This is a genomic window from Flagellimonas aurea (assembly GCF_017313785.1).
GTDB classification, from domain to species: Bacteria; Bacteroidota; Bacteroidia; order Flavobacteriales; family Flavobacteriaceae; genus Flagellimonas; species Flagellimonas aurea.
In genome coordinates, this window is the sequence record NZ_JAFLNL010000002.1 from 520,412 (window position 1) to 544,506 (window position 24,095).

Sequence of the window (24,095 nt, forward strand, 5' to 3'; positions counted from 1 at the left end):
CATTGGATGGGCTGCATAAGGAGCTCTTGTCTATCAATCTAAAAAACACCAAATACCCTTTTATCACCTGTTCCAATTGTTATCCAGCTCAACATCTATAGGTAACCGCACATAAAAATCGATTCCATCGGTTCTTTCAAAACATTTGGAACCACTTCATTTTAAAACCAAATATATACGCGAAATTTTAGTAAAACATAAAATATATGTATCTTGATTATAGTTCTCCTACAAAAAACATAGATAAATTTTTACAAATTCAACACCTCAATGGGTTGATTTTATCAATTTGTTAAAATACCTCCTTATGTGGAACAGGATTATCAAAACATCCGCGGCGCTTTATATTCCCCTCTTAATATTTACCCTTGTTTGGGGATATCTCCAAAAGAAAGAGCTGATTACCAACATGGGGCAAATACAGCAACGGAATATCTTAAGCAAAAGCTACAACTTGATAGATCAAGGAATGGTTTTGATAGATATTACCTCTTTTTGGTCAAGTGTTACATTTCCAGCATCCTTCTCCGATAAAAACCAATTAAACCCTGATTTTTTAAATAATTACATAAGAACCATGCAGGGACTGGATGTGTACGAACAATTCCGGCTGGTCGACCTTCATGGCAATGAACTAGTGAGGTATGAAAAAGTAGACCAAGATAGTATGGCTCCTGCCGACCTGCAAAATAAAGTGGATAGAGGTTATTTTCAGGCAGGGCTTTCTTTAAGAAAAGGGCAAGTGTATGTTTCGCCCATAGAACTCAACAGGGAAAATGGTGTCTTGGAAACTCCGCACAAACCAGTTATACGAGGAGTGACCCCTATATACGATATCAACAATGCCCAAGTCGGTCTGGCAGTAATCAATTTTAACATGAAAAAGATTTTTGATTTACTTAAAACCAGAATTTCCGGCGACAACTTTTATCTATTGGATAAAAGTAGAAACGTAATCACCACCAATCTTTCTGATAATGTTTTACCTCATCAAGCGCAGATGAGCCCTACAGACTCAGCCATAAAAAAGAAGCTCGAACTCAAAAAATTGATTTTTCCGAGGGACACCTTCTTTATGGAAAACGGCAGTTTATGGGTATACCAAAATGTAAGAACGGGCTTTGAAAAAGATGTTGGAATGAACCGCTACACTGATATGGCCGAAATCGTTACCGATAATGATTGGGCCATAATTCAGGAAATACCACCAACCTATATAAGGGGCAGACTGCAGACCATCAGAAAAAATCTGATTCTATTCAACATCCTTACCCTGATCGTAATCACCTTGATTGCTTTGATTTATGCCCGAACTCAGAGAGAAAAAAAGAATTTCGTCACCCAACTTCAGCAAAAAAACAAACAATTATTGAGCAGTCAGGCCCAGTTAAAATCAACCAATGAGCTTGTAAAGCTTTCCAATGAACGTCTTCAGGTACGTAACCGGCAACTCGAAAATTTCAGCTATGTTGTGGCCCATAATCTAAAAGCACCGGTAACCAGCATGTCCATAATGGTGGATCTGTTGAGCAAGTCCAAAGATCAGCAAACCTTTATGGAGCTGTTTCCCAAGTTGCAAACCATTTCCAATAACATCAGTACCCTTACAGAGGATGTAAGCACCTATATTTCCATTTTGAACAATAAGGAATTACAAGTAGAAAATGTAAACCTCCTTTTATTGCTGCAAGAAGTCGAGAAAGATTTTGTGGAAACCCTTTTGGATGATGACGCTCAAGATTTTGAGATCGTTTACAAGCTGGATGCATGGCATTCCATCAAATCCTCCAAATTTTATATGAAGAGCATCTTACAGAATTTCCTGTCCAATGCCATTAAGTATAGAAAGTCAGACGCCCCATCCCATATAATCTTTGAAAGCAGTTGGGAAAACGACCACAAAGTACTTTATGTAAAGGACAATGGTCTTGGTATTGATTTAGATAGGCACGGAGACAACATTTTTAAGCTCTACAAAAGGTTTCACCGGAATATATCCGGCAAGGGAATGGGGCTTTTTATAGTAAAATCCCAATTGGAAGTCATGGATGCCACACTGGAGGTGGAAAGTGAAGAAGGCGTGGGAACAACGTTTAAAATTACATTTAAAAGGATATGAAAAAACCTAGAATTTTATTGGTCGATGATGATGAAGTCTATCTATTTGTAACCAAAAAGATATTGAGCAATTTATCAGAAGAAATTGTCATAAACACATTTACCGACGGGGAACAGGCCATTGAATACATTTCCATGTGCCTTAAGGAAAACGTACCCTTGCCCGAGGTAATCCTACTGGATATAAACATGCCTTTTTTAGACGGATGGGGATTTTTAGCGGAATTTAAAAAAATGAAACCTTCCCTATCCAGTCAAAATGTGGATATATTTATGGTAACGTCTTCCGACGACCCCAATGATCTGAAAAGGGCCCAGAATTTTGAAGAAATAACCGGATATGTTGTAAAACCAGTATTCGAAGAAAAATTGGCCGAAATCTTAACCGAGGTATATAACAAGAAATGGTAAATAATTGTTTTTTCGTGGTTTTGAAATATTTCTGGGGTTAACTCAATTAGGTTCTTTGTAAATCAAGTTCTCCAAGTCTATTTCGCCTATCTTCTTTGTCAATAATGCATCTGAGTACAATTCCAGGGTCGGATCCAAGAAATGATAGGTATAATCGGCTCCGTAAACAAATGGATTGCTTGTTTCAAATGCTTTAAATACCGACCGAACCTTCATGGTGAGTTGAAGAAGTACACTTTTGTCGTTGATGAGAGCCTCGGCCTTACCGGGGTCTATTTTAAACAATACGTATCCATTGATATATTCTACTTGGGCCATAGTGTTCGCTATTTGGTTCCCGTAAGGTGTCTTGGGAGAAAACTCGCTGAAATAGTCCAAGGACGAAACTTCCATGGACTGCCGTTCAATGGGAAGCTGTACCCAGAACCCTCCTTTGTCAAAATCGTATTGGCCATAAAACTTAATGGCATGCACCAATTGAAAATCCTGTGAACCATCAGAAAAAAAATCCGAACTCCATTCCAATATTTCATCCAAATACTTTTCTACAAAATCGACATATCGTTCGTTCTCGGTAAAATCATCAGCCTGATGGCCTCCCCATTCCCTCACCAAAGCACTTTTTCCGGTTCCACTCCAATCGTTCATAAAGTATTCCTTTTTAAGGGCATCCGTACCCATGGTAAAGGCAAACTCCTTTAATACTTTTTGGGCCAAACTGGATTTGGCCTCCTTTTCTATAATCTTTCCTTTGGTAGGAACGGTAATCGCAGTTCTGTCCATCACCTTAAAATGTTCTTTCAACATATGAATGCGCACCAAATGCTGAAAACCTGCATATCCTAGACCCGTAAGATTTCTTTTGTCCGCAGCATCTTTGGAGAGATCCGCTTTTTTGGGATTGTCCCTGTCCATATATGAATCAATGGCCCCGAATCTTGGAAGCTCTTTGAATTTTTGAATCACTATATCCTTGAAAGCTGCAGGATTTGGCGATTTATAAACAAGGTAATCTGAATGGTCGTACGAGATTTTTTCTTCCGGTTTGTTCCCTTCTTGTGTATTCCCCCCTTTGCTCCCGTTGTCCATATTTCCAGATTGATGCCCTACCTCCTGATCTTTGCTTTTCTTGTTACCTTTAAATAGATCATCAACTTTTTTATCGGCCTTCTTCATTATTTTTTCTTCGGCCTGCTTTTTCAATTTTTTAAAAAACTGGGCATTGGTACACTGTGGCATTACCAGTATGAATGCCATCACCATCAACGGTCGAATTTTTTTGGAACGAATAATTTTCATCTTCTAATCCTTAAATGTTACAGTTTTCATATCAACCTCACCTAATTTTTGACTTAGGAGACCATCCTTATAAAATTCCACATCGCTATCTTCCAATTGGAATTCCCATTGTATTTGGTCCGGTGCAATAATTTTTGGGAAGACCTTCACTTTAAAAGCCACAAAAACAGGAGAAACATTGGTAAGGGCATACTCTTTTGCTTTTGAAGGTTCTACCGGCAGAAAAATACTTTTGGAACTGTGCCTTAAAGTTTTCTCATTTTCGGTATAGGGCATAAAGTTGGTATTGTGCAAAATAAAATCACCCCCTATGGAAAATATGCTCCGTATCCAATATCCCTTCTTCTTAAAATCATACTTTCCGTTGACCGCGCCCCGCGCAACAAAATAGGCGATTTGCTCATCATTGGGGAAAAACGTATTGCTCCATGCTTCCAATGCTTCAAGATGGTTCTGAATGAATGCCGTATAGCTCCGGTTTTGAGCAAATTCGTTGTTTCTTGTACCTCCCCAACTGGGCACCAGGCTTCTTTCTCCGGCGGTATTGTAGAAGTTACAAGGCGATTCAGCATCACAAAAGTATTCTTGTAGGCGTTTATCGGAAAGCACATCCTTACCGAGCATCAACAAATGATGTTGTGCTTTATTGGAATACTTGGTCTTTGTATCATCTTGCGCATAGTTGTACGTTGTCAACTTGGATTTGTCCATCTGCTCCAATAATTCCTTCATATATTTAAGCTCCAGTAAAGCTTTATAGGCTTTGCTATTGGTAGATGCTGTCTTACCTCTCAAATAATAGACGTCGCCGTATCTGGGCAATCCCTTGTGAGACTGTATCACAATATCAATAAAGTCTTTGTTCGGGGCTTTATGGGTGATAATATTATTGTCTTGGATAGTGGGCTTTGAACCATTTGCCGATGCATTATCCCCAATAGTGCCGTTTTCTGTCTCCTTGGTATTTTTGACATTGCCCGAATCATTCCCGGCACCTTCCCCATTTAAAAGTTCATCGGTTTTTTCACTGGCTTTATTGACGATCTTGTTCTCTACCTTTTTCTTCAGCTTTTTTAAAAACTGACCTTGGAGGGATATGGGCATTATCATGCAACCAAGTCCCATTACCAGAATCATATGTATTCTTAATCCTTTCATATCTGCAAATTATCGTGTTTTAATCTCCACCGAACCAATATCCATTTCGGCCACTTTACTTGTGAGGGAGTCATCAGAGTATATTGTAATTATAGAGCTGTCCAAGGCAAAGGTGGTTTTGAGCTGGTCGGCTCGATAATTTTCCAAACCATTTAGTGATGCGGATACCTTGAATACAAGAAAAATTTGTTGATACTTTTCAGAAAAGTCCTCCGCCTTGTCCGGTGCCATTTGTAACAATAGGGAAGAACCATTGGGGTGCAGCAATTTACGTTCGGAAGAATTGACCGGTTGTAGATCATGCCACGACAACAAAAAACCTTGGTTATGGAACTGATGGGTGTGAAACCAATATCCTCCAGCCTTAAAATCGTATTGTTCCAATTGCGTCTTTACCACATAATACCCTTCCAATGTGTTATCCGGATACAAAGTATCCGCCCATTGTTCCACGGATGGAAACAACTCTTCAACAAATGTGGTGTATGCCCTTAATTTTTGGAATTCCGAAGCACCTCTACCACCCCAACCTTTAATGTTCCTCGGTTCGTTATAATACCCATCTTTTGGAAAAACTGAGGTACAATCCCCCTCTTTTGGATTGCAAAACAAACGAACGGATTGTGTTTTGTTGCAGAGGGCATTGGCCAAGGTCAGTACATGTTGTTGAGCGGTATGGGATTTAATTTCCTCTTCATACATGTTTTGCCTTCGTTCCGTAAAATAAGTCTTGTCCATTGCATCGAACATCTCTTTTTTAAACCTCATTTTAAGCAGTTCCACAAAGGCATGTCTGCTTGCCCTGTTATGACTGGAGCGTTTGTCCGTTTCAAAATAACCATCATCCCTTGAGCTGATATAGGTTCCATCCGACTTCAGGAAATATTCGTCTTGATTACCAAAACGAAGCTTCCCCTCGTGCGTCTGTAAGGAAAGGGATATAAAATCAGGCGAAGGTGGCTCGAACACCATTTCTGGCGACTGTCCGTGTACGACTATTTGTATCAAAAGCAAAAGAACAATCCATATACGCTGGTCCATATATTAATTTTTAAGAGTAAGGTCGTTCATGAAAAGTGTTCTGTAATGATCGGTCAATCCTTGGTCCGTATAAATTTCCAAGTCTGGAGTTTCATGGCTGTATCCGAACTCGATTGGCTCTGTTGGGTCCCCCAACTCTTTATCCAAAGGTCTCAACGTGATTTTTTTGACCAGATATAATCGATTGTTTCCCTTTTTTTTGAAACCTTCGGCCGTTTGCGCATCCATTTGTAAAAAAAACGGAACGCTCTTAGGATTTTCCAACTTGTTTGAAAGTGCTCGTTCATAAGGGCTTAAAGGTTCAAATACCACCCGTTTCATCACACCTTGCCGCATTGGAAAAATATCATTGAGTACCAAGGAGTGATACACCCAATAACCTCCCCTATCAAAGTCATAATTACTGCCAATGTTAAGAGTGGAAACATGATAGATTATCCATTCTCCGTTCATAAAAACCTGCTGGCTCCAATTTAGAAGCGGTTCTAAAAATTTGTCTGTAAAAGTCTTGTAGTTTCGGAGTCTCTCAAATTCATTATTGCCGCGGCCTGCATTTCTGCAATCCTCGTTCAAGCATAAGTTTGGAGCTACTTGGCTCAATAAAAATCGCTGTAAAAAAGCGGAATTAGCCTCTGTTTTAGATATATTGCCTTTTACAGTGGTCAAACTTTGCTTGTCCAGATCATCCATAAATGGCTTTACATATTTTAAACTGACAAGAAGGGAAAAAGCATTTCTGCCATCGGCCACCATTTTGCTTTTTTCAAGCTGTGCCGAGTTCCTACCCACACGCACGCCTCCCCTTGGGTTTACATTCCGGTCTCCATAGTTGTCCATAACGCCTAGCCGAGGAAGTCCCTTAAATTCTTGGAGCTCAATGGAAACAAAATCATCAGAAGGTGGTGCGTAGACAATAGAACTTTTTGTCTGTGCAAAAGCTTGGGACACCAAGCCCAGGAATAAACATATAACCGCCATGAATTTCATCCTGCTTCTGAATAGTGTGAATTTTACTCCCATGTTACGGTACCATCCAAGGTAAGTATTGCTCCATCTTCGGTATTGATCACTGTCGTATTTTCAAAAGTGACCTTTTTCCCTTCAAAATCCACAGCGAACCCCTCTCCGCAATCCGTAAAAAAACTGAGATAGGGCGAGGTACAGGCATGTCTAAACTCCTCTCCGTTCCTCACAATGGTCATGGAAACGGTCTTGTCCACATCAGGAGAACCTCCAGTGGAAAAATCCGCTGCTACAATCACAAAACCATTCTGATCATCGCTGTACACAAATTCGTTATCAACAACAGTAATGTTCTCTGACAATAATATTATGGATTTGTCCGTACCGGAAAGAGTGGCATTGGCTACTTCGATATTGCCAACTTTCAACGTTTCCCCAAGTTCCGAGGTTTCCTCTCCCGATAGTCGTATGGTGCCCTGAACCTCTTTCTGATTGCCTTCCTCTGATAAATTCCCATCACCTGAACTGCAACTAAAGACAAGGAAAATCATGTGGAGGTACAGAAAAATTGAAAACATATGCTTCATTATAGTCAATGGTTTGATGATATAGCTAGCCCTAAACTATATAGAACCAAGTCACCATGCCAAGACCAATTATTTAACGTGCATATTTTCAATTTTTCCGTTACCATTTTTTTAATATCCGTAAAACATGGCATAACAGCGGATTAATGTAACAAATGGCTTAAATTTGGTTTCAACTAACCTCATCACATGCATCAACCAAACAAAATTGTATTCTACTTACTCTTTATACTCTTAATACCGTTTGGAGCATTTGGACAGGGAAATGAAATCGATTCTCTAAAAAATGAATTGAAGGGACATTCCCCAATGGATACAATACGGGCAGGACTACTGATTGAGCTGGCCAACAAATTAACTTATTTCGACCCCAATGAGGCCATTCCACTTATGGAAGAGGCTATATCCATTTCCAAAAAAACCGATTGGACATTGGGTGAAGCCCTGTCCCATCGTCAAATGGGCAACCTACATTATGTTCTTGGAGATAATATCAAAGCTCTCGATCAATATCAAAAAGCATTGGCCCTTAGTCACAAAACTACCGACCGACAACTACAATCAAGCTTGTTGAGCAATATCGGAAATATACACGCTGATCTAAAAGAATATGATCTGGCCTTAGAAAATTATCATTCCTATCTCACCACATCACAGGAAATGGGAAATAGGGCGGATGAGATCAAGGCACTTTCCAACATTGCCATAATCTATAACGACACCGAAAGGTTCGAAGAAGGGGTTTCCTATTTGGAGAAGGCATTGTCCCTGTCCAAACTTGAAGAAAACAATCTATTTATAGCTGCAATCACAAACAACCTTGCTCTGGCCTATAAAAAACTTAATGAAAACGAAAAAGCGCTTTTCCTTTATTTGGAAGCTGCCGAATTAGCCGAGCAAATAAACAATAAATACATTGAGGCTTCAGCTTTGAACAGTATAGGTAAGATATACCTTTTGTTTAATGATTACGAACTTGCCGAAACAAATGCAAATAAAGCATTAACGCTTTCCAAAGAGATTGATGCTGTGGAGTGGCAATCCGACTCTTGGGAAGTCCTCAGCGAAGTATACGAGCATAACAAAAAAATACCAGAGGCGCTCGATGCCTTCAAAAAACATGTTCAATTACGGGACAGTGTAGTAAACGAGGAAAAAAAATCGGAATTGACCCGAAAGGAGATGCAGTTTAAAATGGAGCGCCAACAAGCGGTGGCACAGGAAGAAATCAAAAGACAACAACTTGTCAAGAACGGATACCTGATCGGGGCCATACTTTTGTTAGTCTTCTCTATCATGGGATATTTTCTGTACAAAAGGAGAAGGGATGCATTGGAAAAGAGAAAATTGGCCGAATTCAATGCAAAAGTGGCCGAGACCGAGTTGAAGGCGCTCCGTTCTCAAATGAACCCCCATTTTATTTTTAACTCCCTGAACTCGATCAGCGATTTTATATCAAAAAACGACATTGAGCAGGCAGATGACTATTTGGTCAAGTTTTCCAAATTGACACGGTCCATACTTGAAAATTCGGAAAAAAAATGGATAACACTTGAGGAGGACATTGAATTAATGAAACTCTACATGCAGATTGAAGGCTTAAGGTTCGATAATAAGTTAAAGTACCATGTCTCCGTGGACAACAGTTTGGAACCGGACAATGTTCTAGTCCCCCCGCTCATTTTACAACCCTTTATTGAAAATAGCATCTGGCACGGCATTGCCCCTAAAAAAGGAGGTGGGAATATTGATATTAGAATCGCAAAAGACGGGACAATGTTAAAATACATAGTGGAAGATGATGGGGTCGGAAGATCAGGACAAAATAGGGAAGAGAAGAAGACAAAAGACTCCTACGGAATCAAAATCACAAGTAGTAGGATTGATATAATAAATCATTTAAAGAACACTAAAGGCTCTATAGAACTAATGGACAAAGCAGAAGGTTTCCGTGTGGAAATAAAGCTCCCTTTAGAGCTCCAATTTTAAAAAAGATATGTTAGAGGCCATTATTGTGGATGATGAGCAACATTGTATCAACCGTTTACAAAAACAGTTGGAGGCCGAAGCGCCCGATATCGAAATAATTGCTTGTTGCAAAACTGTTGAAAACGCACAACAAATTATTGCCGAAAACTCTCCTGACATCCTTTTTCTCGATGTTCAACTAGGAAACCAGACAGGTTTTGATCTTTTGGCAACAATGAAGAAAATCGAATTTGAAATTATCTTTACCACATCCTACGATAACTATGCCCTAAAAGCCTTTAAATTCTCCGCGCTTGATTATCTCCTGAAACCCGTTGATAAAGATGACCTAAAACGTTCCCTACAAAGACTAAGACAGCAGAAGGGACTAAAGGATACATCGAAAAAAATAGATATCCTGTTTCATAATTTTAAGGAAGGTAGCGAAACATCCAAAAGAATAGCCATTCCAACCGTCGATGGATATACCATGCTAGGTACCAAGGACATCATACGACTTCAATCGGATGTCAACTATACGAATATATATACCTCAGCAGGAAAAAAAATAACCGCTTCCAAAACCATAAAATTTTTTGAAACAATGCTTGAGGGCAATGACTTTTTCAGGGTTCATAAATCACATTTGGTGAATTTGAAATTTGTTGAATCCTATACTAAGGGGAAAGGTGGCCACATTACCTTAGCCGATGGCAACCAGATTGAGGTCGCAATAAGACGTAAGGAGGAACTGCTCAAAAGGATTACATGATTGTGGACTGGTATTCCTAAATCAAAGTTCGATGGGTCAGTCCTCCCTCGATTAAAAAGCTTCATTAAGATCCAATCAAAAGTTAGGAGCATCAAACTTCGGATCAACAGGGGGTGCTATGATTCATACGGATTGTCTAGGTAACAAATTCCGCTATTGCTTTCCCAATTTCTGAAGAGCCCTCGCTCATTTCTAGAATTTTTGAATGGGTACCGCTGTTAGGAAGAACCTTAAGAACCGTTTCAGCTACTGCAGCCCTTGGAATTTCTTTATTTAGTTGATGGGTTTCTGATTGGATGGTTATTTTACCTGCATCATCGTTATCCGTTAACATTACCGGACGAACAATCGTGTAGTCCAAACCGCTACGCTTCAATTCTTTGTCTGCCATATGTTTGGCAATGTAATAGGGCTTCATACCATCCGAGGTCCAACTGGAGGGGTCATCGGAAAGTGCTGCACTGATCATAACAAAACGTGAAATGCTGTTCTTTTTGGCAGCTTCTATTGTTTTTACTGCACCAAACAAGTCTACTTCAATGGTTTTATCCGCTCCTGTGGCACCGCCTGAACCAGCGGAAAAAACCACGGCATCGAAACCCCTTATGGCGTCTCCTATATTTTCTTCAGAGTTTTCTATACTCTCAACAACCACAGGAACTCCTATGGAATCGAAATATGCTTTCTGTTCTTTCTTTCGGATAAGAGCGGTGGGTTCAAATTCATCGGATGCGCTCATTTTTTGCGCTATCAATCTTCCTACTTTTCCGTTCGCTCCCATAATTATTACTTTCATTATATCTTTCTTTTTCAAGTTTACTTTTTAAATTTTTTTGATGCCTATACACCTATTCTGTAGATTACGGCATTATCACCGTCCGTAAGCACATAAAGGGCGCCATCGGAACCATTCAGTACATCTCTAAAACGTTCACCTTCATCTTCTAACAATCGCTCTTCACCGACCACAACATTTCCTTCTATGACCAACCTAACGATGTGTTGACCACTGAGAGCCGCCAAAAACAGATTATTTGTCCATTCAGGGATGGCATTAGCGGAATAAAAATCCATTCCGCTAGGTGACACCACTGGGTCCCAATAATAGACAGGCTGTTCCATTCCATTTTGCTGAGTGATTCCGGAGCCAATGGCCGCTCCGCTATATTCCAATCCATAAGAAATTGTTGGCCAACCATAATCAGCTCCAGATTTAATGAGATTAATCTCATCCCCTCCTCTTGGTCCGAGCTCGGATTCCCAAAGATCTCCGGTTACCGGATGAATGGCCAGACCTTGCACATTGCGGTGTCCGTAGGAATAAATTTCCGGCAATATCCCTATTTCGCCCACATACGGATTGTCTGCCACAGGTTCACCATCGGTAGTAATTCGCAATACCTTGCCCAATGCAGCATCCAATTCTTGTGCTTCTGGTCTAGTGACCGTACTTGATCTGTCGCCGGTGCTTACGAACAAATTTCCTTGTCCGTCCCACGCCAAACGAGAACCGTAATGGGCGGTACTGTTAAATTCCGGAATCGCCGTGTAGATGACTTCGACATTCTCCAGTTCATCCTCGCTATCCGACAACCTTCCCTTGGCTACGGCGGTTGCTGTACCATCGGGACCATTTTGCGAAAATGACCAGTATACCATTCTGTTTTCTTCAAAATTTGGGTCTACGGCTACATCCAAGAGACCACCCTGACCCGAGCTGTTCACGGAAGGGACACCGGTAATCGGGCCGCTCACTGTTCCAGAAGTGGACACCAACTTCATGACACCTGCCTTTTCGGTCACTAAAATTCTACCATCCGGAAGATGCGCCATACCCCAAGGGCTGGATAACCCTGTGGCAAAAACGGTAGTGGTATATGCTGTTTCCGTTTGAACGCCATTGATTCTTGTTTGTCCTTCGAAGGCCGGTGAATAATCCGTGTTCGGCTCATTTGTTTCTACAGGGTCCAGGGCTTCCTCTGGAGCTTCTGGCTCCTCATCATCACCATCGTCATCATCATTTCCCTGTTCAGAACCTTCAGGCCCCTCTATAGTTGGGTCCGTCCCATCATCCAAGCCACAGGATTGCTGCATTCCCAACATCAAAACAAAAACCATAGACCATATCGTAACTTTTAGAACGTTTTTCATGTGAACTTTTATTTGGAGTACTTTGCACATAAATTTAAGGTTGTTCTTTCGATAAGTTTGGTCGGTTCGGTCAAAGTTTTGACCGAAATACTATTCCAAGCACCGATACTGTCACGGAAACAATAAAAAACCTTTCATTTAAAAGGCCCTTTTACTTGGTCGCGAAACAGAAGCATTTCAGCTTCTATGAAGCTTTTAGACTTCCCGCTCCTTAGGTTTAATGATCATCCTAAAATATTGATCTCTGTGAATATAATATCCGATCCAGTCAACAAACGCACGCATTCGGTTCTTAAAATTGACCAAGCCCATGATATGGACAAATATCCAAATAAGCCAAGCCAAAAACCCCTTAACAGAATAATTTTGACCGGGAATGTCCAAAACGGCCTTGTTCCTTCCTATAATGGCCAAAGATCCTTTATCCTTATAGGCGAAATTCTTCCAATTGTCATCTTTCCTCTCCAAGTTCTTGGCCAAGTTTTCGGCCTGTTGTATTGCTGGTTGCGCCAATTGGGGGTGTCCATTCGGAAATGCCTCGTCGCCTAATACCAGCGCACAGTCTCCCAAAGCATAGATATTTGTATATCCCTCAACCAGATTGTACTCATTTGTTTTTAAACGATTGCCCTTGCCATAGCTTTCCTTATGGAATCCTTCAAAAGTCTTTGCGGAGACTCCTGCGGCCCAAATCAGGTTCTTGGTAAAGATTTCTGTATCGTCGGACAACAATACTTTTTCATTGTCGAAGTCTTTTACGAAAGTGTCCAATTTAATTTTAACTCCGTATTGTTCAAGCTTTTTGTGCGTGTATTTCTGTGATTTGGTGGACATGGCCGACAACACTGCTTTTTGACCATCGATCAAATAAATACCTCCTAGATCTTCCCGATCCAGTTCAGGATAGTCTTTTTTTAGAATTGAAGAGCTCATTTCAGCCAAAATTCCCGATAACTCAACACCAGTAGGGCCTGCACCGGCAATTACAAAGGTCAACAATCGTTTACGTTCCTCTGCTTTCTGCAAACGGGTGGCACGATCTAACCGTGTCAAGATTGTATTCCGTAAGGATAATGCATCGCTAATGGTCTTCATAGGAAGACTATATTTTTCGATATTCTTGTTTCCAAAGAAATTGCTTTCCGCTCCTGTGGCCATCACCAGAATGTCATAATGCAACTCACCATTGCTCAAGATTATTTTGTTCTCTGATGGCACCACTTTTTCCAAACTGCCCAAGCGAAAACGCACACTTTTTTTATCTCGAAGGATTCTCCGAAAGGGATAACTTATTGCTGAAGGTTCCATGAAACCTGTAGATACTTGATAAATTAATGGAGGAAAAAAATTATAGTTGTTCACATCCACCAAAACAACGTCGTATATTTTTGAGTTGCCCAACTTTCTAATAAGTTCCAATCCGGCAAACCCACCTCCTACGACTACAACTTTTTGCTTATTTTTCATTCCAATGCCTTTTATTCAAAATTACGGTTATCGCAACAGATTTCACTTAAACTGGTTTAATAACCTCACCAAAACATTCCATTTTATCCCAACCAATCACCAAAATGTATACAAAACAAAAAAGAAGGCCCAACAAAGGGCCTTCTCTACTAAACACACAACTATGAAGCAAAAAATAGTTAAGGGGTATAAATCTGGGGAAGCTTCGTATTCGCAATAAGCTGGTTGAATTCAGCAACTTCTTTGCTCTTTATGAATTGTAGATCGGTTTTTAGTTTGCGCCATTGATCAAGATAATCTTTGGTCACCTCTCTCACCCCTTCGGTAACCGGGAGATTTCCTTTACCAATACGGTTTAGAAAGTCTTTGTATTTGATCAACAATCTGGCCTCGAACATATAATTACTTTGATAGGTCCGCATTTCCTTCTGCAAGATTTTTGCTATCCAATCATCTATACGTTCTTCGAGCAGTTTTCCTTTGGTCTTTAGTTCTGGGGAATCCGATTCTTCCATCACAAATTTCAGCTGTTGCTTTACCTTTCTTAGGCCCCTTACCCCTTGGGTCATTTCGGTACCTGCACTATAAATCGATTTGAAAATTCCATCTCGCTCAACATAGGCTTCTTCCACATTATCGACGCTCATCTTGATTCGTGGGTCAATCGTGATGGCAAAATCTTGGGTCATGACAACATCACCAATGGTCAATCTTACTTTATAATCACCGGGAGCTGCATCATAAGCACTTAAATCTCGATTGGTGGTATAAAGCTCCGTTAGGCAATCGAACATTCCCTCCCTCATGTTCCACTTGTATCGGTGTGTTCCGATTGCCTTTTTTAATTGTGGCTTAATCAGGCTATCACATTCAGTTCTTGCAACATTGGTGAATTCGGCATGGATTACCTCGCCTTCGCTGTCCAGAATCTCTAACGACATTTTTGTATCCGCGGGAACCTCCTTGTTGTTCACGTAATGGATTTGAACACCCTTTGGAGGGTTTTGACCACTGCCATCGGAACTATAGGCAATCGATAATTCCGCATGGGTATCATTGGGTTGGTACAAAAAGTAATCAGATTTTGCCACTTCATCGGAAATTTGATGCAAGGGCGTAAGATCATCCAAAATCCAGATGGCCCTACCTTGTGTGGTCACTACCAAATCTTTACGCTGCACCCTTAAATCAGTAATGGGTACTTCTGGAAGATTGTTCTGTAGCGAATGCCATTGTTTACCATCATCAAAAGAAACGAACACTCCCGTTTCCGTGCCAGCGTACAACAATCCTTTTCTATCCGGGTCCTCACGAACCGTCCTTGCGAAGGTGTCGCCCGGAATCCCAGTTACAATTTTTTCCCAAGATGCTCCGTAGTCGGTGGTTTTATAGATCTGTGGGGTAAAATTGTTCATCTTGTATCCAGCCATGGCAAAATATGCTGTGCCGGCATCGTGTGGGGAGGGTTCCACTACATTTATGATTCCTTCCTCCAAACCTTTAGGTGTCACATTGGTCCATGTTTCACCACCATCTTGGGTTACGTGTACCAAACCACAATCTGAACCTGCCCAGACCACCCCTTCCTTAACAGGAGATTCTTCAATATTGAAAATATTGTTATAGCTCTCTGCAGTAATCTGTTCGTTGGAAATTGGAATACCACCTTTTCCTTGATGGTCCTTGTTGTTCCTTGTAAGGTCTTCACTCATGGTTTTCCATGTAACTCCCCTATTCGTCGACTTCATTACATATTGCGAACCGTAATATATTACGTTAGGGTTATGTGGCGACACCATTACCGGTCCGTTCCAATTGGCCCTTAACTTTAGGTTTTTTGGTTGTTCCCCACTAATTCTTTCGGGGTATGGGCGAACCATTCTTGTATTATCGATATCACGGTCCCATTCCACAAAATTGCTGGCAAAATAGGTGGAGTATACATATCTTGGGTTGTTTGGATCCACAGCTACGGTAGAAGACTCCCCTGCACGCATGATATCCCAGTGCATTTCCCCTATACCATTGTCCATAACCCGGCTATCTATCGCGATGGTACTGTTGTCCTGCTGGCCGGAATACACTCTGTAGGGGTAACCATTATCGGTTATTGCCCTGTAAAACTGTCCTGTGGGTTGATTCATAATGGTGGACCAAGTTTTACCTCCATTATAGGTGATGGAAGCACCACCATCATTCGCATTGGCCATAATGGCACTATTATTTGGGTTGATCCACATATCGTGATGATCTACATGGCTTCCCGGGTTACCGGTAAAGGTTTTGCCACCATCAATGGATTTCATGGCATGACTGTTCATTACCCACAGCTCGTCTTCATCATTGGGGTCCGCAATAATGTGCATGTAGTACCATGCCCTGGCATAGGTTGTCGCATCATTAGTGGTTTGAGAAAATGTTTCACCTGCATCATTGGAGCGATACACCCCTCCTTCTCTCTCCTTTGCCTCAATGGCCATATATACCACGTTTGGATTGGCCGGACTTATATCGATGCCCATTTTTCCCTTTAGCTTTGGAAGACCTTTGTTGATTTCCTTCCAAGTTTTACCACCATCTGTGGTCTTGAAAACCTTACTTCCTGGGCCACCACTCTGTACAACCCAGGGTTTTCTTTGGAAATCCCAAGAGGTTACCATCATAAAGTTGGGGTCGGATTCACTAACCGTCATATCCACAATTCCTGAATGATCATCAACATACAGAATTTTTTCCCAGGTCTTCCCACCATCTTCTGATAGGTACAATCCCCGATATTCGTCCGTTCCCCAAGGATTACCCTGTGCGGCGACATAAACTTTGTTGGGATTGGTAGGATGAACGTAAACTTCACCAATATGGCGCGTCTCTTTAAGTCCGATATGTTCCCACGTTTTTCCCGCGTCCAAGGATTTGTACATACCATCCCCATGAGATGTTTTTACACCTCGGATACAGGATTCACCGGTTCCAACATAGACAATATTATGGTCCGATGGTGCTACGGTGATGTCTCCGATGCCAGTAGTATTAAAATAGCCATCGGAGATATTGTTCCATGTTTCACCTCCATCCTCGGTCTTCCACACACCACCACCTGTGGCACCCATATAATAAGTAAAGATATCATCGGGAATACCTTCTATCGTTGTTGCTCTTCCACCGCGGAAGGGTCCAATGTTCCGATATTCCATGGACTCGTAAAGCCGCTCATTTATACCACTGTCCGGCTTTTTTCGTTGTCCATAGGACGAAAAGGATATTGCCATACAGAGCAATATCAAAAATTGATTTTTCATTTGATAAGGTTGATTTTGGTTGGTTCTATAAAATTTTACTTGTCCTCAAGTGCCGTACCTAGGCACTACAAACTTGATGCAGTCCATACATACGGAGCATGAGGTAATGATTCATCAATACATAAGTATTGTGGTATCTAAACCTTTTATTTTAAATTTTGAATACCCTAAGTAAAAGACTATTCTTAGGTGGTGTTTTTCTGTAGTGTCATATTAGTTTGATTTCGATTTACCCTGACCGAAAAAAACCAATTGAGGCCAATCAATTAAATGGTTTTCACTGTCATAATTTATTACACCAACAAATTACAAAATAAATTCATTTCATCTCTGATTTTCCCCTAAAAATAAAGACTTTGACCTTTAATTGACCCTCTATAAAGTTTAAAATGCATATCCCTTTTAGTAACTTTGCTACAACTGTGAAATAAATATTTAAAAATTAATTTAATCAAGTATGGGAAAAGGATTTTTTCATGTTCCGACCGCTATTAATGAGCCGGTCAAAAGCTACGCTCCGGGCACTCCCGAGCGAGAAGAAGTACTAAAACAATACAAGGCGTTTTACGACAGTGAGGTTGACATTCCTCTTTACATCGGAAGCGAAGAGATAAGAACGGGCAACACCAGGCCCATGTCGCCCCCGCACGACCACAAGCACATTCTGGGGCACTACCACTTGGCCGAGAAGACCCACGTGGAGCAGGCCATCGCCAACTGCCTGGAGGCCAGGGAAGCCTGGGCCGACCTCACTTGGGAACAGCGATGCGCCATCTTCCTCAAGGCTGCCGAGCTCATTGCCGGGCCGTACCGACAAAAGATGAACGCCGCCACTATGCTGGCCCAGTCCAAAAATATTTATCAGGCCGAGATCGATTCCGCATGTGAGATCGTGGACTTTCTACGGTTCAACGTGGAGTACATGGCACAGATCTATGGCGAACAGCCCGAATCCTCGGAAGGGGTATGGAACCGGGTCGAGTACCGTCCATTGGAAGGCTTCGTCTACGCCATCACCCCGTTCAACTTTACCGCCATTGCAGGGAACCTTCCCGCCAGTGCGGCCATGATGGGCAACGTGGTGGTCTGGAAGCCCAGCGATAGCCAGATCTATTCCGCCAAGGTGATCGTCGATGTCTTCAAGGAGGCCGGATTGCCCGATGGGGTGATCAACGTGGTCTATGGCGACCCCGTTATGATCTCCGACACCGTTCTGGACAGCCCGGACTTTACGGGAATACATTTTACCGGTTCCACCACCGTGTTCAAGAACCTTTGGAAGCAGATCGGGAACAACATCCACAAATACAAAACATATCCGCGCATCGTGGGCGAGACCGGCGGAAAGGATTTCATCATCGCGCACCCGACGGCAAAACCGCAACAAGTGGCCACTGCCATCAGCCGTGGGGCCTTCGAGTTCCAGGGACAGAAATGTAGCGCTGCATCACGGGTGTACCTGCCAAAGTCCACTGCCGATGAAATTCTGGAACTGGTGAAGAAGGACATTGCATCCTTCAACAAACCGGGCTCCCCGGAGGACATGGGCAATTTTATCACCGCGGTGATCCACGAGGGGTCCTTTGACAAACTGGCCAAATACATCGACAAGGCCAAGGCCGATGACAATGCAGAGATCATCGCCGGAGGGAACTACGACAAGTCCGAAGGGTACTTTATAGAACCTACCGTGATCTTGACCACCGACCCACAGTACGAGACCATGTACACCGAGCTCTTTGGCCCAGTGGTGACCGTTTACGTATACGAGGACAAGGATTGGGGCGAAACGTTGAAGCTCGTGGACGGCACATCGGAATACGGGCTCACCGGGGCAGTGCTCTCCGGCGACCGCTATTCCATCGACGAGGCCACCAAGGCCCTGCAGAACGCGGCAGGTAACTTCTACATCAACGACAAGCCAACGGGCGCCGTTGTGGGGCAACAGCCCTTCGGAGGGGCAAGGGCATCCGGGACCAACGACAAGGCGGGCTCCATGCAGAACCTCCTCAGATGGGTCTCCCCCCGTTTGATCAAGGAAACCTTCGTGACCCCCGAGGATTACAGGTATCCTTTTTTGGGATAACACCAAAAACGAATAACTTCAAGGCCGTCATATTGTAATGACGGCCTTTTTTTGTTCAATTCGATTTTGGTCAAAAAAAAAGGCCGTAAAAGCAATGCCCTTACGACCTTTACATACACCATTACGAATTCATTATCTCAATTTGGCCATTTCCTTTCGTCGTTGTAATTCTTTTTTGAGCAATTCCATTTCCCTTGAAGATTGTGAACCTACGGATGAGTTTTCTTCTGCTCGGCGAATCAAATACGGCATTACATCTTTAATTGGTCCGAAGGGCACATATTTTACCACATTATACCCTGCTTTGGCCATGTTAAAACTAATGTTATCGCTCATCCCGAACAACTGACCAAACCAAACGCGCGAGTCTGTAACGCTAATTCCCTGATTGTAGAGCTTCTTAACCAATTCCCTACAACTGATTTCGTTATGGGTTCCGAGAAACAAATCAAGAACATCCAGGTTTTCAAGAACAAAATCTACCCCGTTATCAAAATTTTTATCGGTCGTGGATTTGTCCGGACATACTGGGCTATCATATCCTCGTGCCAAAGCTCTGTCCCTTTCCTTTTCCATGTAGGCACCGCGAACCAACTTTACCCCCACTCTGATTCCGCTCTTTTCCCCAAAATCCTTTAAATGTTTTAGGTAGTCGTATTTTTTGCTCAAATAAAGTTGAACGGTTGCAAAAACAACAGTTCGCTCTTTGTTGTATTTAAGCATCATATCTTCTGTAAGCCCATCAACGGCATTGTGGCTCCAAGACTCTTCAGCATCTACCATAATCTTTAAATTATCGGTCTCTGCCACTGCCCTACATATGGCTTCAAATCTTTTTTTTATTCTTGCCCATTCTTCAGATTCCGACAAATTCATAGGTACATTTTCCGAAACCTTACGAAAAATTTCCAGCCTACCGAGTCCTGTTGGCTTGAAAACCAAAAAAGGAATCTGCTTTTGAAATTCGGAGAACTTACAGATTTTAAGCAGTGTATCTAAAGTGGCATCAAAATTTTTATCGTTCTCAGCTCCTTCGACAGAATAGTCCAATATGGACATTACTTCCCCATTTTGATATAGTTGATCTATTTGTGTTTTGCATTCTTGAAGGCTCTCACCTCCGCAAAACTGGGAAAAAATGGTTTTCTTTAATATTCCCTTTATCGGAAGTCTAGCTTGAAAAGCGAAATTAAGCATAGGTTTCGCCAGCTTGGTAAGCTGACCATACTCCAACATTCCAAATAAGAATTTGGCCTTTTTAAGTTCCATATTGGACTTTGTGGCAAAGGCCGTTTCTGTATTGTTAAAATTTAAAATGTCCGACATGATGTAAATTGTTAACAATTGCCACGATAGGGGTTACCCTAAAATTGGGTATAAGTTTCTTGCTCGTTGAAACATCAGGTTTACCGTAACAACCTATTTGTTCATACTGAAATGATTTTTGTTTGTAGTGAAGTATCGTGGTGATTGCGAACAACCACCACGATTGTAAAAAGGGTATATATTCTAACCTATTAAAATCAAACTAATTTTACCCTTTTATTCCTGGTTGCAATATTTTATAGTTTTTGGCTTCTTTTTCCTTATCCACCATTTCCTTCACATCTTTCAACAATTGTTTGGCATCATAGATGATTCCGTCCTTGATGGTATACTTTACACCACCCACTCTTTCAATGGTATTGTCCTCCATTAATTTGATGGCCCCAGTTCCGTACAACGATTTAAGGTTCGCCAACGGGTTCTCTTCTGTAATCACGAAATCTGCCAATTTGCCCACGGCAATGGTACCTATCTCATCATCCATACCCAAAGACTCCGCTCCGTTGAGTGTTGCTGCTTTGATTACTTCTAACGGGTGAAAACCGGCCTCACGCAACAATTCCATTTCTCTTGGATATGCAAATCCGTACAATTCGTAAATAAAACCTGCATCGGTTCCTACTGTTACACGACCACCACGGTTTTTATATTCGTTGATGAAAGTCATCCAAAGTTCGTAGTTGGCCTTCCAATCAATCTCTCTTTCTGTTCCCCAATAGTGCCAATAAGAACCGTGGGATTGACGGCTTGGTGAGTAGAATTCCCAAAGCGTCGGCAAAGTATACTCCTCGTGCCACTCAGCTCTTCTTGCTCTTGCCAAATCACGGTTGGCCTCATAAATCACCATTGTTGGCGATAGTGTAAAGTCCAACTCGAGCAACTCCTCCATTACGGCATTCCATTTATCGGAATATGGTTTTGCTGCCTGGGTCCACAACTGGCCTGCTTCACCAAAACGATCTTGCTCGTTCTGATAGTTATAGTCCAAAGAATAATCCTGAACTGTCCTATCATTGAACAATGCCTCTGGAAGTCCATACCAGTGTTCCATTGCCGTTAAACCTGCACGAGCGCTGTGAAGCACGTTCCATTGCCCCACATAGGTCTGGGAGTGGTGCATTTTGGAACGAAGTCCCAATTTTTTGTTCTCCACCAATGCAGCTTCCATAACTTTTGGTGGGGCTCCAAAGAATTTGATACCATCCGCTCCTTTTTTGGCATTTGCACGGACCCATTCGATGGCCTGCTCCGGTGTGGCAATGTTCTCTCTACCCATTTCACCATTAAGTTTACTACCAAAAGCAGTATATGCTTTGATTCGTGGGGCGGTAATTTCATTGTTTTTACTTTTCTTCTTGTGTTCCAAGGTCCACTCTATGCCATTGCCAGATGCTGGGTCGGCGATCGTAGTGATTCCATGTCCCATCCAAAGTTTAAAAACATACTCGGCAGAAGTTCCTTGTGCCATTCCGCCAATATGGGCGTGGGTATCCACAAAACCGGGCATTATGTACATTCCTTCGGCATTTAGTTCTTTTCCTCCAGGCTTTAGAGCTGGGCGTCTTTTAGGGTCTATTGGAACCCCTGGATAGCCAACCACCCTGACATCTACGATTTTGTTGTTTTCCACAACGATATCCACAGGGCCCTGTGGCGGGGCCAGTGTACCGTTTATCATCGTAGCTCCTCTGATGATCAGTTGGCTCCAAGGCCCTTCTCCTTCGGCACGCTCCGGTGCTTTTTCAATTTGTCCGTACATTGCTCCTTGCACTAAGGCAACAGCAAGAATCAATAAGTGAAATTTTAGTTTCTTCATTTTATAAGTTAATTGTAGTCTATTCTATTTTGGCCCTGCATCAGTTGTTTACTTTCTACTATATTTTGCGGGCATTCCTTCTGCCGGGAGCGACTTTGCGATAAACTCCCTGAGGTCATCGTTTGCGGTTTGCAAATCCTCATTCCTAAGATACATCATATGTCCGCTCCTATAACCTTTCCACTCCATTCTATCTTTAAGTTTACCACTGGGGTCCATCTGCCACATGTTATATTTTGCATTGAAGTAGTCCGTACCTCCATCATAATATCCGGATTGAACCAATACATTCAAGTACGGGTTTTGTGCCATAGCCTGTCTCAAATCGTATCCTGTTGTATTGTTGCTTCTATCCCAAGGACGCACCGGACCAAACATGTTATACTTTATATCGGTATGATAATTTAGATAGTTTTTGAAGTAATGGTTGATGGCTGGTGTGAAGGAATGTAACCAACTGGTTAGTTCTGCCGCGTAATCGGGCCTTGTTCCTGCGGTCTGCTCATCGATTCCCAAGTAGCGTGAATCCAATCTACCTATATTGTAGCCTTCATCTCTCAATAATTCTTTCCAAAAGAAGGTTTTTGGTATACGTAGGTTATGCTCCAATATCACTTTCTCCGATAATCCAGAGTATCTCGCTATTGTTGCTGCAACTTGTTTTTTTTCTGATTCTGGCAAATATCCTCCCTTAGAGATTGCCGGGGTAAGTACATCAATGGTATAGGCCTCTACTTCCGGAAGAATCTCCACTAAATCCTTGGATTGCAAATCAGCAGGTAATTGCTCGTGGAACCAAGCCGCAGCAGTATAATAGGGTAAGAAGTTCGCTGCACCTGCAACAGCACCTCTTTCTATTCCCAAGGTTGTTGGGGAAACCAAAATAACCCCGTTCAAATACATCCAATGGGAGTTTTGGAGCTCTAATGACAACCCTGAAACCCTTGGTGTTCCGTAGCTTTCTCCAATTAAAAATTTGGGTGAGGCCCAACGGTTGTTTCTTGTGACAAAATTATCAATCCATGTCGCCAAGTATTTTATATCCTGTTTAACACCAAAAAAGGTCTCCGATTTGGTCTTATCGTCCATTTCGTTTATAGCTCTGGAGTAACCCGTATTCACCGGGTTTACATAAACGATGTCGGCGACGTCCAAAATGGAATTAGGGTTATCCTTAATTCCATAGGGTTGTACCGGATATCCTTCTTCATCAATATTCAAAATTTTTGGTCCGGTATATGCAATGTGCATCCAAACCGAAGCTGAGCCTGGACCACCGTTGAAAGAAATTACCAATGGTCTTTTGGCAATATTGTCCACATCCGTTCTTTGGTAATAGGTAAAAAACAGTCCGGCTATTATTTTTCCTTTATCGTCCCATACAGGTTGCTTACCAGTTGTTGCTTTGTATTTTACTTCTTTCCCTTTAATATTCACCCTGCCTTGTACAGTTACCGTTGAGTCCATTGCGGTATTCAACTGCTGTGCAGAAACTGTTGTGCCTATAAAAAAGAGAAGGTATATTATTTTGTTAAGTCTTATGTTCATGGTTTTTACTTTTTAATGTGACGAGGATAGCCCAAAACGTTGGGTACAACAATTTATATCTTTAGAAATTTAAATGTGCGATCCA

At 41.9% G+C, this 24,095-nt stretch carries 17 protein-coding genes; 5 read left to right on the forward strand and 12 right to left on the reverse strand.

Annotation, left to right across the window (positions count from 1 at the left end):
- The first annotated feature begins 307 nt into the window (after positions 1-307).
- Both J0656_RS05605 and J0656_RS05610 read left to right on the forward strand, forming a co-directional pair.
- A complete protein-coding gene (locus J0656_RS05605) occupies positions 308-2,119 on the forward strand; it encodes a sensor histidine kinase (protein WP_207032149.1) in 1,812 nt (603 codons plus the stop codon).
- The gene (locus J0656_RS05610) at positions 2,116-2,529 is read left to right on the forward strand and encodes a response regulator (protein ID WP_207032150.1); all 414 of its coding nucleotides are present in this window, start codon (positions 2,116-2,118) and stop codon (positions 2,527-2,529) included. The genes J0656_RS05605 and J0656_RS05610 overlap by 4 nt, the downstream gene beginning before the upstream one ends.
- Before the next feature lie 42 nt (positions 2,530-2,571).
- Here the strand turns inward: J0656_RS05610 and J0656_RS05615 are convergent, their stop codons facing one another.
- The 5 genes from J0656_RS05615 to J0656_RS05635 are packed head-to-tail and all read right to left on the reverse strand — an operon-like array spanning position 2,572 to position 7,577.
- Positions 2,572-3,828 carry a hypothetical protein gene (locus J0656_RS05615; RefSeq protein ID WP_207032151.1) on the reverse strand — a complete coding sequence of 419 codons (1,257 nt, stop codon included), beginning with the start codon at positions 3,826-3,828 and terminating at the stop codon, positions 2,572-2,574.
- A gap of 3 nt (positions 3,829-3,831) precedes the next feature.
- Entirely contained in the window at positions 3,832-4,986 is a 1,155-nt protein-coding gene (locus J0656_RS05620; protein ID WP_207032152.1) for a hypothetical protein, read from the reverse strand.
- A gap of 9 nt (positions 4,987-4,995) precedes the next feature.
- The gene (locus J0656_RS05625) at positions 4,996-6,027 is read right to left on the reverse strand and encodes a hypothetical protein (RefSeq protein WP_207032153.1); all 1,032 of its coding nucleotides are present in this window, start codon (positions 6,025-6,027) and stop codon (positions 4,996-4,998) included.
- Positions 6,028-6,030: 3 nt separating this feature from the next.
- Complete coding sequence (locus J0656_RS05630; RefSeq protein WP_207032155.1) at positions 6,031-7,005, reverse strand: hypothetical protein; 975 nt, start codon at positions 7,003-7,005, stop codon at positions 6,031-6,033.
- 32 nt (positions 7,006-7,037) lie between these two features.
- Complete coding sequence (locus tag J0656_RS05635) at positions 7,038-7,577, reverse strand: hypothetical protein (protein ID WP_207032157.1); 540 nt, start codon at positions 7,575-7,577, stop codon at positions 7,038-7,040.
- A gap of 189 nt (positions 7,578-7,766) precedes the next feature.
- Here J0656_RS05635 and J0656_RS05640 point away from each other — a divergent pair, with 189 nt between their 5' ends.
- Together J0656_RS05640 and J0656_RS05645 are read left to right on the forward strand one after the other, a co-directional pair.
- The gene (locus tag J0656_RS05640; RefSeq protein WP_207032159.1) at positions 7,767-9,566 is read left to right on the forward strand and encodes a tetratricopeptide repeat-containing sensor histidine kinase; all 1,800 of its coding nucleotides are present in this window, start codon (positions 7,767-7,769) and stop codon (positions 9,564-9,566) included.
- Between the two features lie 7 nt (positions 9,567-9,573).
- On the forward strand, positions 9,574-10,317 hold the full coding sequence (locus tag J0656_RS05645; protein WP_207032161.1) for a LytR/AlgR family response regulator transcription factor: 744 nt from the start codon (positions 9,574-9,576) through the stop codon (positions 10,315-10,317).
- A 136-nt stretch (positions 10,318-10,453) separates the two neighbouring features.
- Here the strand turns inward: J0656_RS05645 and J0656_RS05650 are convergent, their stop codons facing one another.
- The 4 genes from J0656_RS05650 to J0656_RS05665 form a co-directional block, all read right to left on the reverse strand.
- Entirely contained in the window at positions 10,454-11,113 is a 660-nt protein-coding gene (locus tag J0656_RS05650) for an SDR family oxidoreductase (protein WP_207032163.1), read from the reverse strand.
- Positions 11,114-11,157: 44 nt separating this feature from the next.
- Positions 11,158-12,468 carry a PQQ-dependent sugar dehydrogenase gene (locus tag J0656_RS05655; RefSeq protein WP_237688854.1) on the reverse strand — a complete coding sequence of 437 codons (1,311 nt, stop codon included), beginning with the start codon at positions 12,466-12,468 and terminating at the stop codon, positions 11,158-11,160.
- 195 nt (positions 12,469-12,663) lie between these two features.
- Positions 12,664-13,935, reverse strand: coding sequence for an NAD(P)/FAD-dependent oxidoreductase (locus J0656_RS05660; RefSeq protein WP_207032165.1), 1,272 nt, complete (start codon positions 13,933-13,935; stop codon positions 12,664-12,666).
- Between the two features lie 179 nt (positions 13,936-14,114).
- The gene (locus tag J0656_RS05665; RefSeq protein WP_207032166.1) at positions 14,115-17,234 is read right to left on the reverse strand and encodes a WD40/YVTN/BNR-like repeat-containing protein; all 3,120 of its coding nucleotides are present in this window, start codon (positions 17,232-17,234) and stop codon (positions 14,115-14,117) included.
- 457 nt (positions 17,235-17,691) lie between these two features.
- Between J0656_RS05665 and pruA the strand changes: the two genes are divergently transcribed.
- Positions 17,692-19,320 (forward strand): L-glutamate gamma-semialdehyde dehydrogenase, encoded by a 1,629-nt coding sequence (gene pruA, locus J0656_RS05670; protein WP_207032167.1) that lies wholly within the window; start codon positions 17,692-17,694, stop codon positions 19,318-19,320.
- A gap of 132 nt (positions 19,321-19,452) precedes the next feature.
- Here the strand turns inward: pruA and J0656_RS05675 are convergent, their stop codons facing one another.
- The 3 genes from J0656_RS05675 to J0656_RS05685 all read right to left on the reverse strand — a co-directional run bounded on the left by J0656_RS05675 (position 19,453) and on the right by J0656_RS05685 (position 24,010).
- Positions 19,453-20,646, reverse strand: a complete 1,194-nt coding sequence (locus J0656_RS05675) for a proline dehydrogenase family protein (protein ID WP_207032168.1) — start codon at positions 20,644-20,646, stop codon at positions 19,453-19,455.
- Positions 20,647-20,854: 208 nt separating this feature from the next.
- Complete coding sequence (locus J0656_RS05680; protein WP_207032170.1) at positions 20,855-22,462, reverse strand: amidohydrolase family protein; 1,608 nt, start codon at positions 22,460-22,462, stop codon at positions 20,855-20,857.
- A 48-nt stretch (positions 22,463-22,510) separates the two neighbouring features.
- Complete coding sequence (locus J0656_RS05685) at positions 22,511-24,010, reverse strand: S10 family peptidase (protein WP_207032171.1); 1,500 nt, start codon at positions 24,008-24,010, stop codon at positions 22,511-22,513.
- Between the last annotated feature and the right edge of the window lie 85 nt (positions 24,011-24,095).

What these genes read in the sequence shown, in the direction of transcription:
- J0656_RS05605 (WP_207032149.1), top strand. Translation starts at nt 308, where the DNA reads ATGTGGAACAGGATTATCAAAACATCCGCGGCGCTTTATATTCCCCTC.
- J0656_RS05610 (WP_207032150.1), top strand. Translation starts at nt 2,116, where the DNA reads ATGAAAAAACCTAGAATTTTATTGGTCGATGATGATGAAGTCTATCTA.
- J0656_RS05615 (WP_207032151.1), bottom strand. Translation starts at nt 3,828, where the DNA reads ATGAAAATTATTCGTTCCAAAAAAATTCGACCGTTGATGGTGATGGCA.
- J0656_RS05620 (WP_207032152.1), bottom strand. Translation starts at nt 4,986, where the DNA reads ATGAAAGGATTAAGAATACATATGATTCTGGTAATGGGACTTGGTTGC.
- J0656_RS05625 (WP_207032153.1), bottom strand. Translation starts at nt 6,027, where the DNA reads ATGGACCAGCGTATATGGATTGTTCTTTTGCTTTTGATACAAATAGTC.
- J0656_RS05630 (WP_207032155.1), bottom strand. Translation starts at nt 7,005, where the DNA reads ATGGCGGTTATATGTTTATTCCTGGGCTTGGTGTCCCAAGCTTTTGCA.
- J0656_RS05635 (WP_207032157.1), bottom strand. Translation starts at nt 7,577, where the DNA reads ATGAAGCATATGTTTTCAATTTTTCTGTACCTCCACATGATTTTCCTT.
- J0656_RS05640 (WP_207032159.1), top strand. Translation starts at nt 7,767, where the DNA reads ATGCATCAACCAAACAAAATTGTATTCTACTTACTCTTTATACTCTTA.
- J0656_RS05645 (WP_207032161.1), top strand. Translation starts at nt 9,574, where the DNA reads ATGTTAGAGGCCATTATTGTGGATGATGAGCAACATTGTATCAACCGT.
- J0656_RS05650 (WP_207032163.1), bottom strand. Translation starts at nt 11,113, where the DNA reads ATGAAAGTAATAATTATGGGAGCGAACGGAAAAGTAGGAAGATTGATA.
- J0656_RS05655 (WP_237688854.1), bottom strand. Translation starts at nt 12,468, where the DNA reads ATGAAAAACGTTCTAAAAGTTACGATATGGTCTATGGTTTTTGTTTTG.
- J0656_RS05660 (WP_207032165.1), bottom strand. Translation starts at nt 13,935, where the DNA reads ATGAAAAATAAGCAAAAAGTTGTAGTCGTAGGAGGTGGGTTTGCCGGA.
- J0656_RS05665 (WP_207032166.1), bottom strand. Translation starts at nt 17,234, where the DNA reads ATGAAAAATCAATTTTTGATATTGCTCTGTATGGCAATATCCTTTTCG.
- pruA (WP_207032167.1), top strand. Translation starts at nt 17,692, where the DNA reads ATGGGAAAAGGATTTTTTCATGTTCCGACCGCTATTAATGAGCCGGTC.
- J0656_RS05675 (WP_207032168.1), bottom strand. Translation starts at nt 20,646, where the DNA reads ATGTCGGACATTTTAAATTTTAACAATACAGAAACGGCCTTTGCCACA.
- J0656_RS05680 (WP_207032170.1), bottom strand. Translation starts at nt 22,462, where the DNA reads ATGAAGAAACTAAAATTTCACTTATTGATTCTTGCTGTTGCCTTAGTG.
- J0656_RS05685 (WP_207032171.1), bottom strand. Translation starts at nt 24,010, where the DNA reads ATGAACATAAGACTTAACAAAATAATATACCTTCTCTTTTTTATAGGC.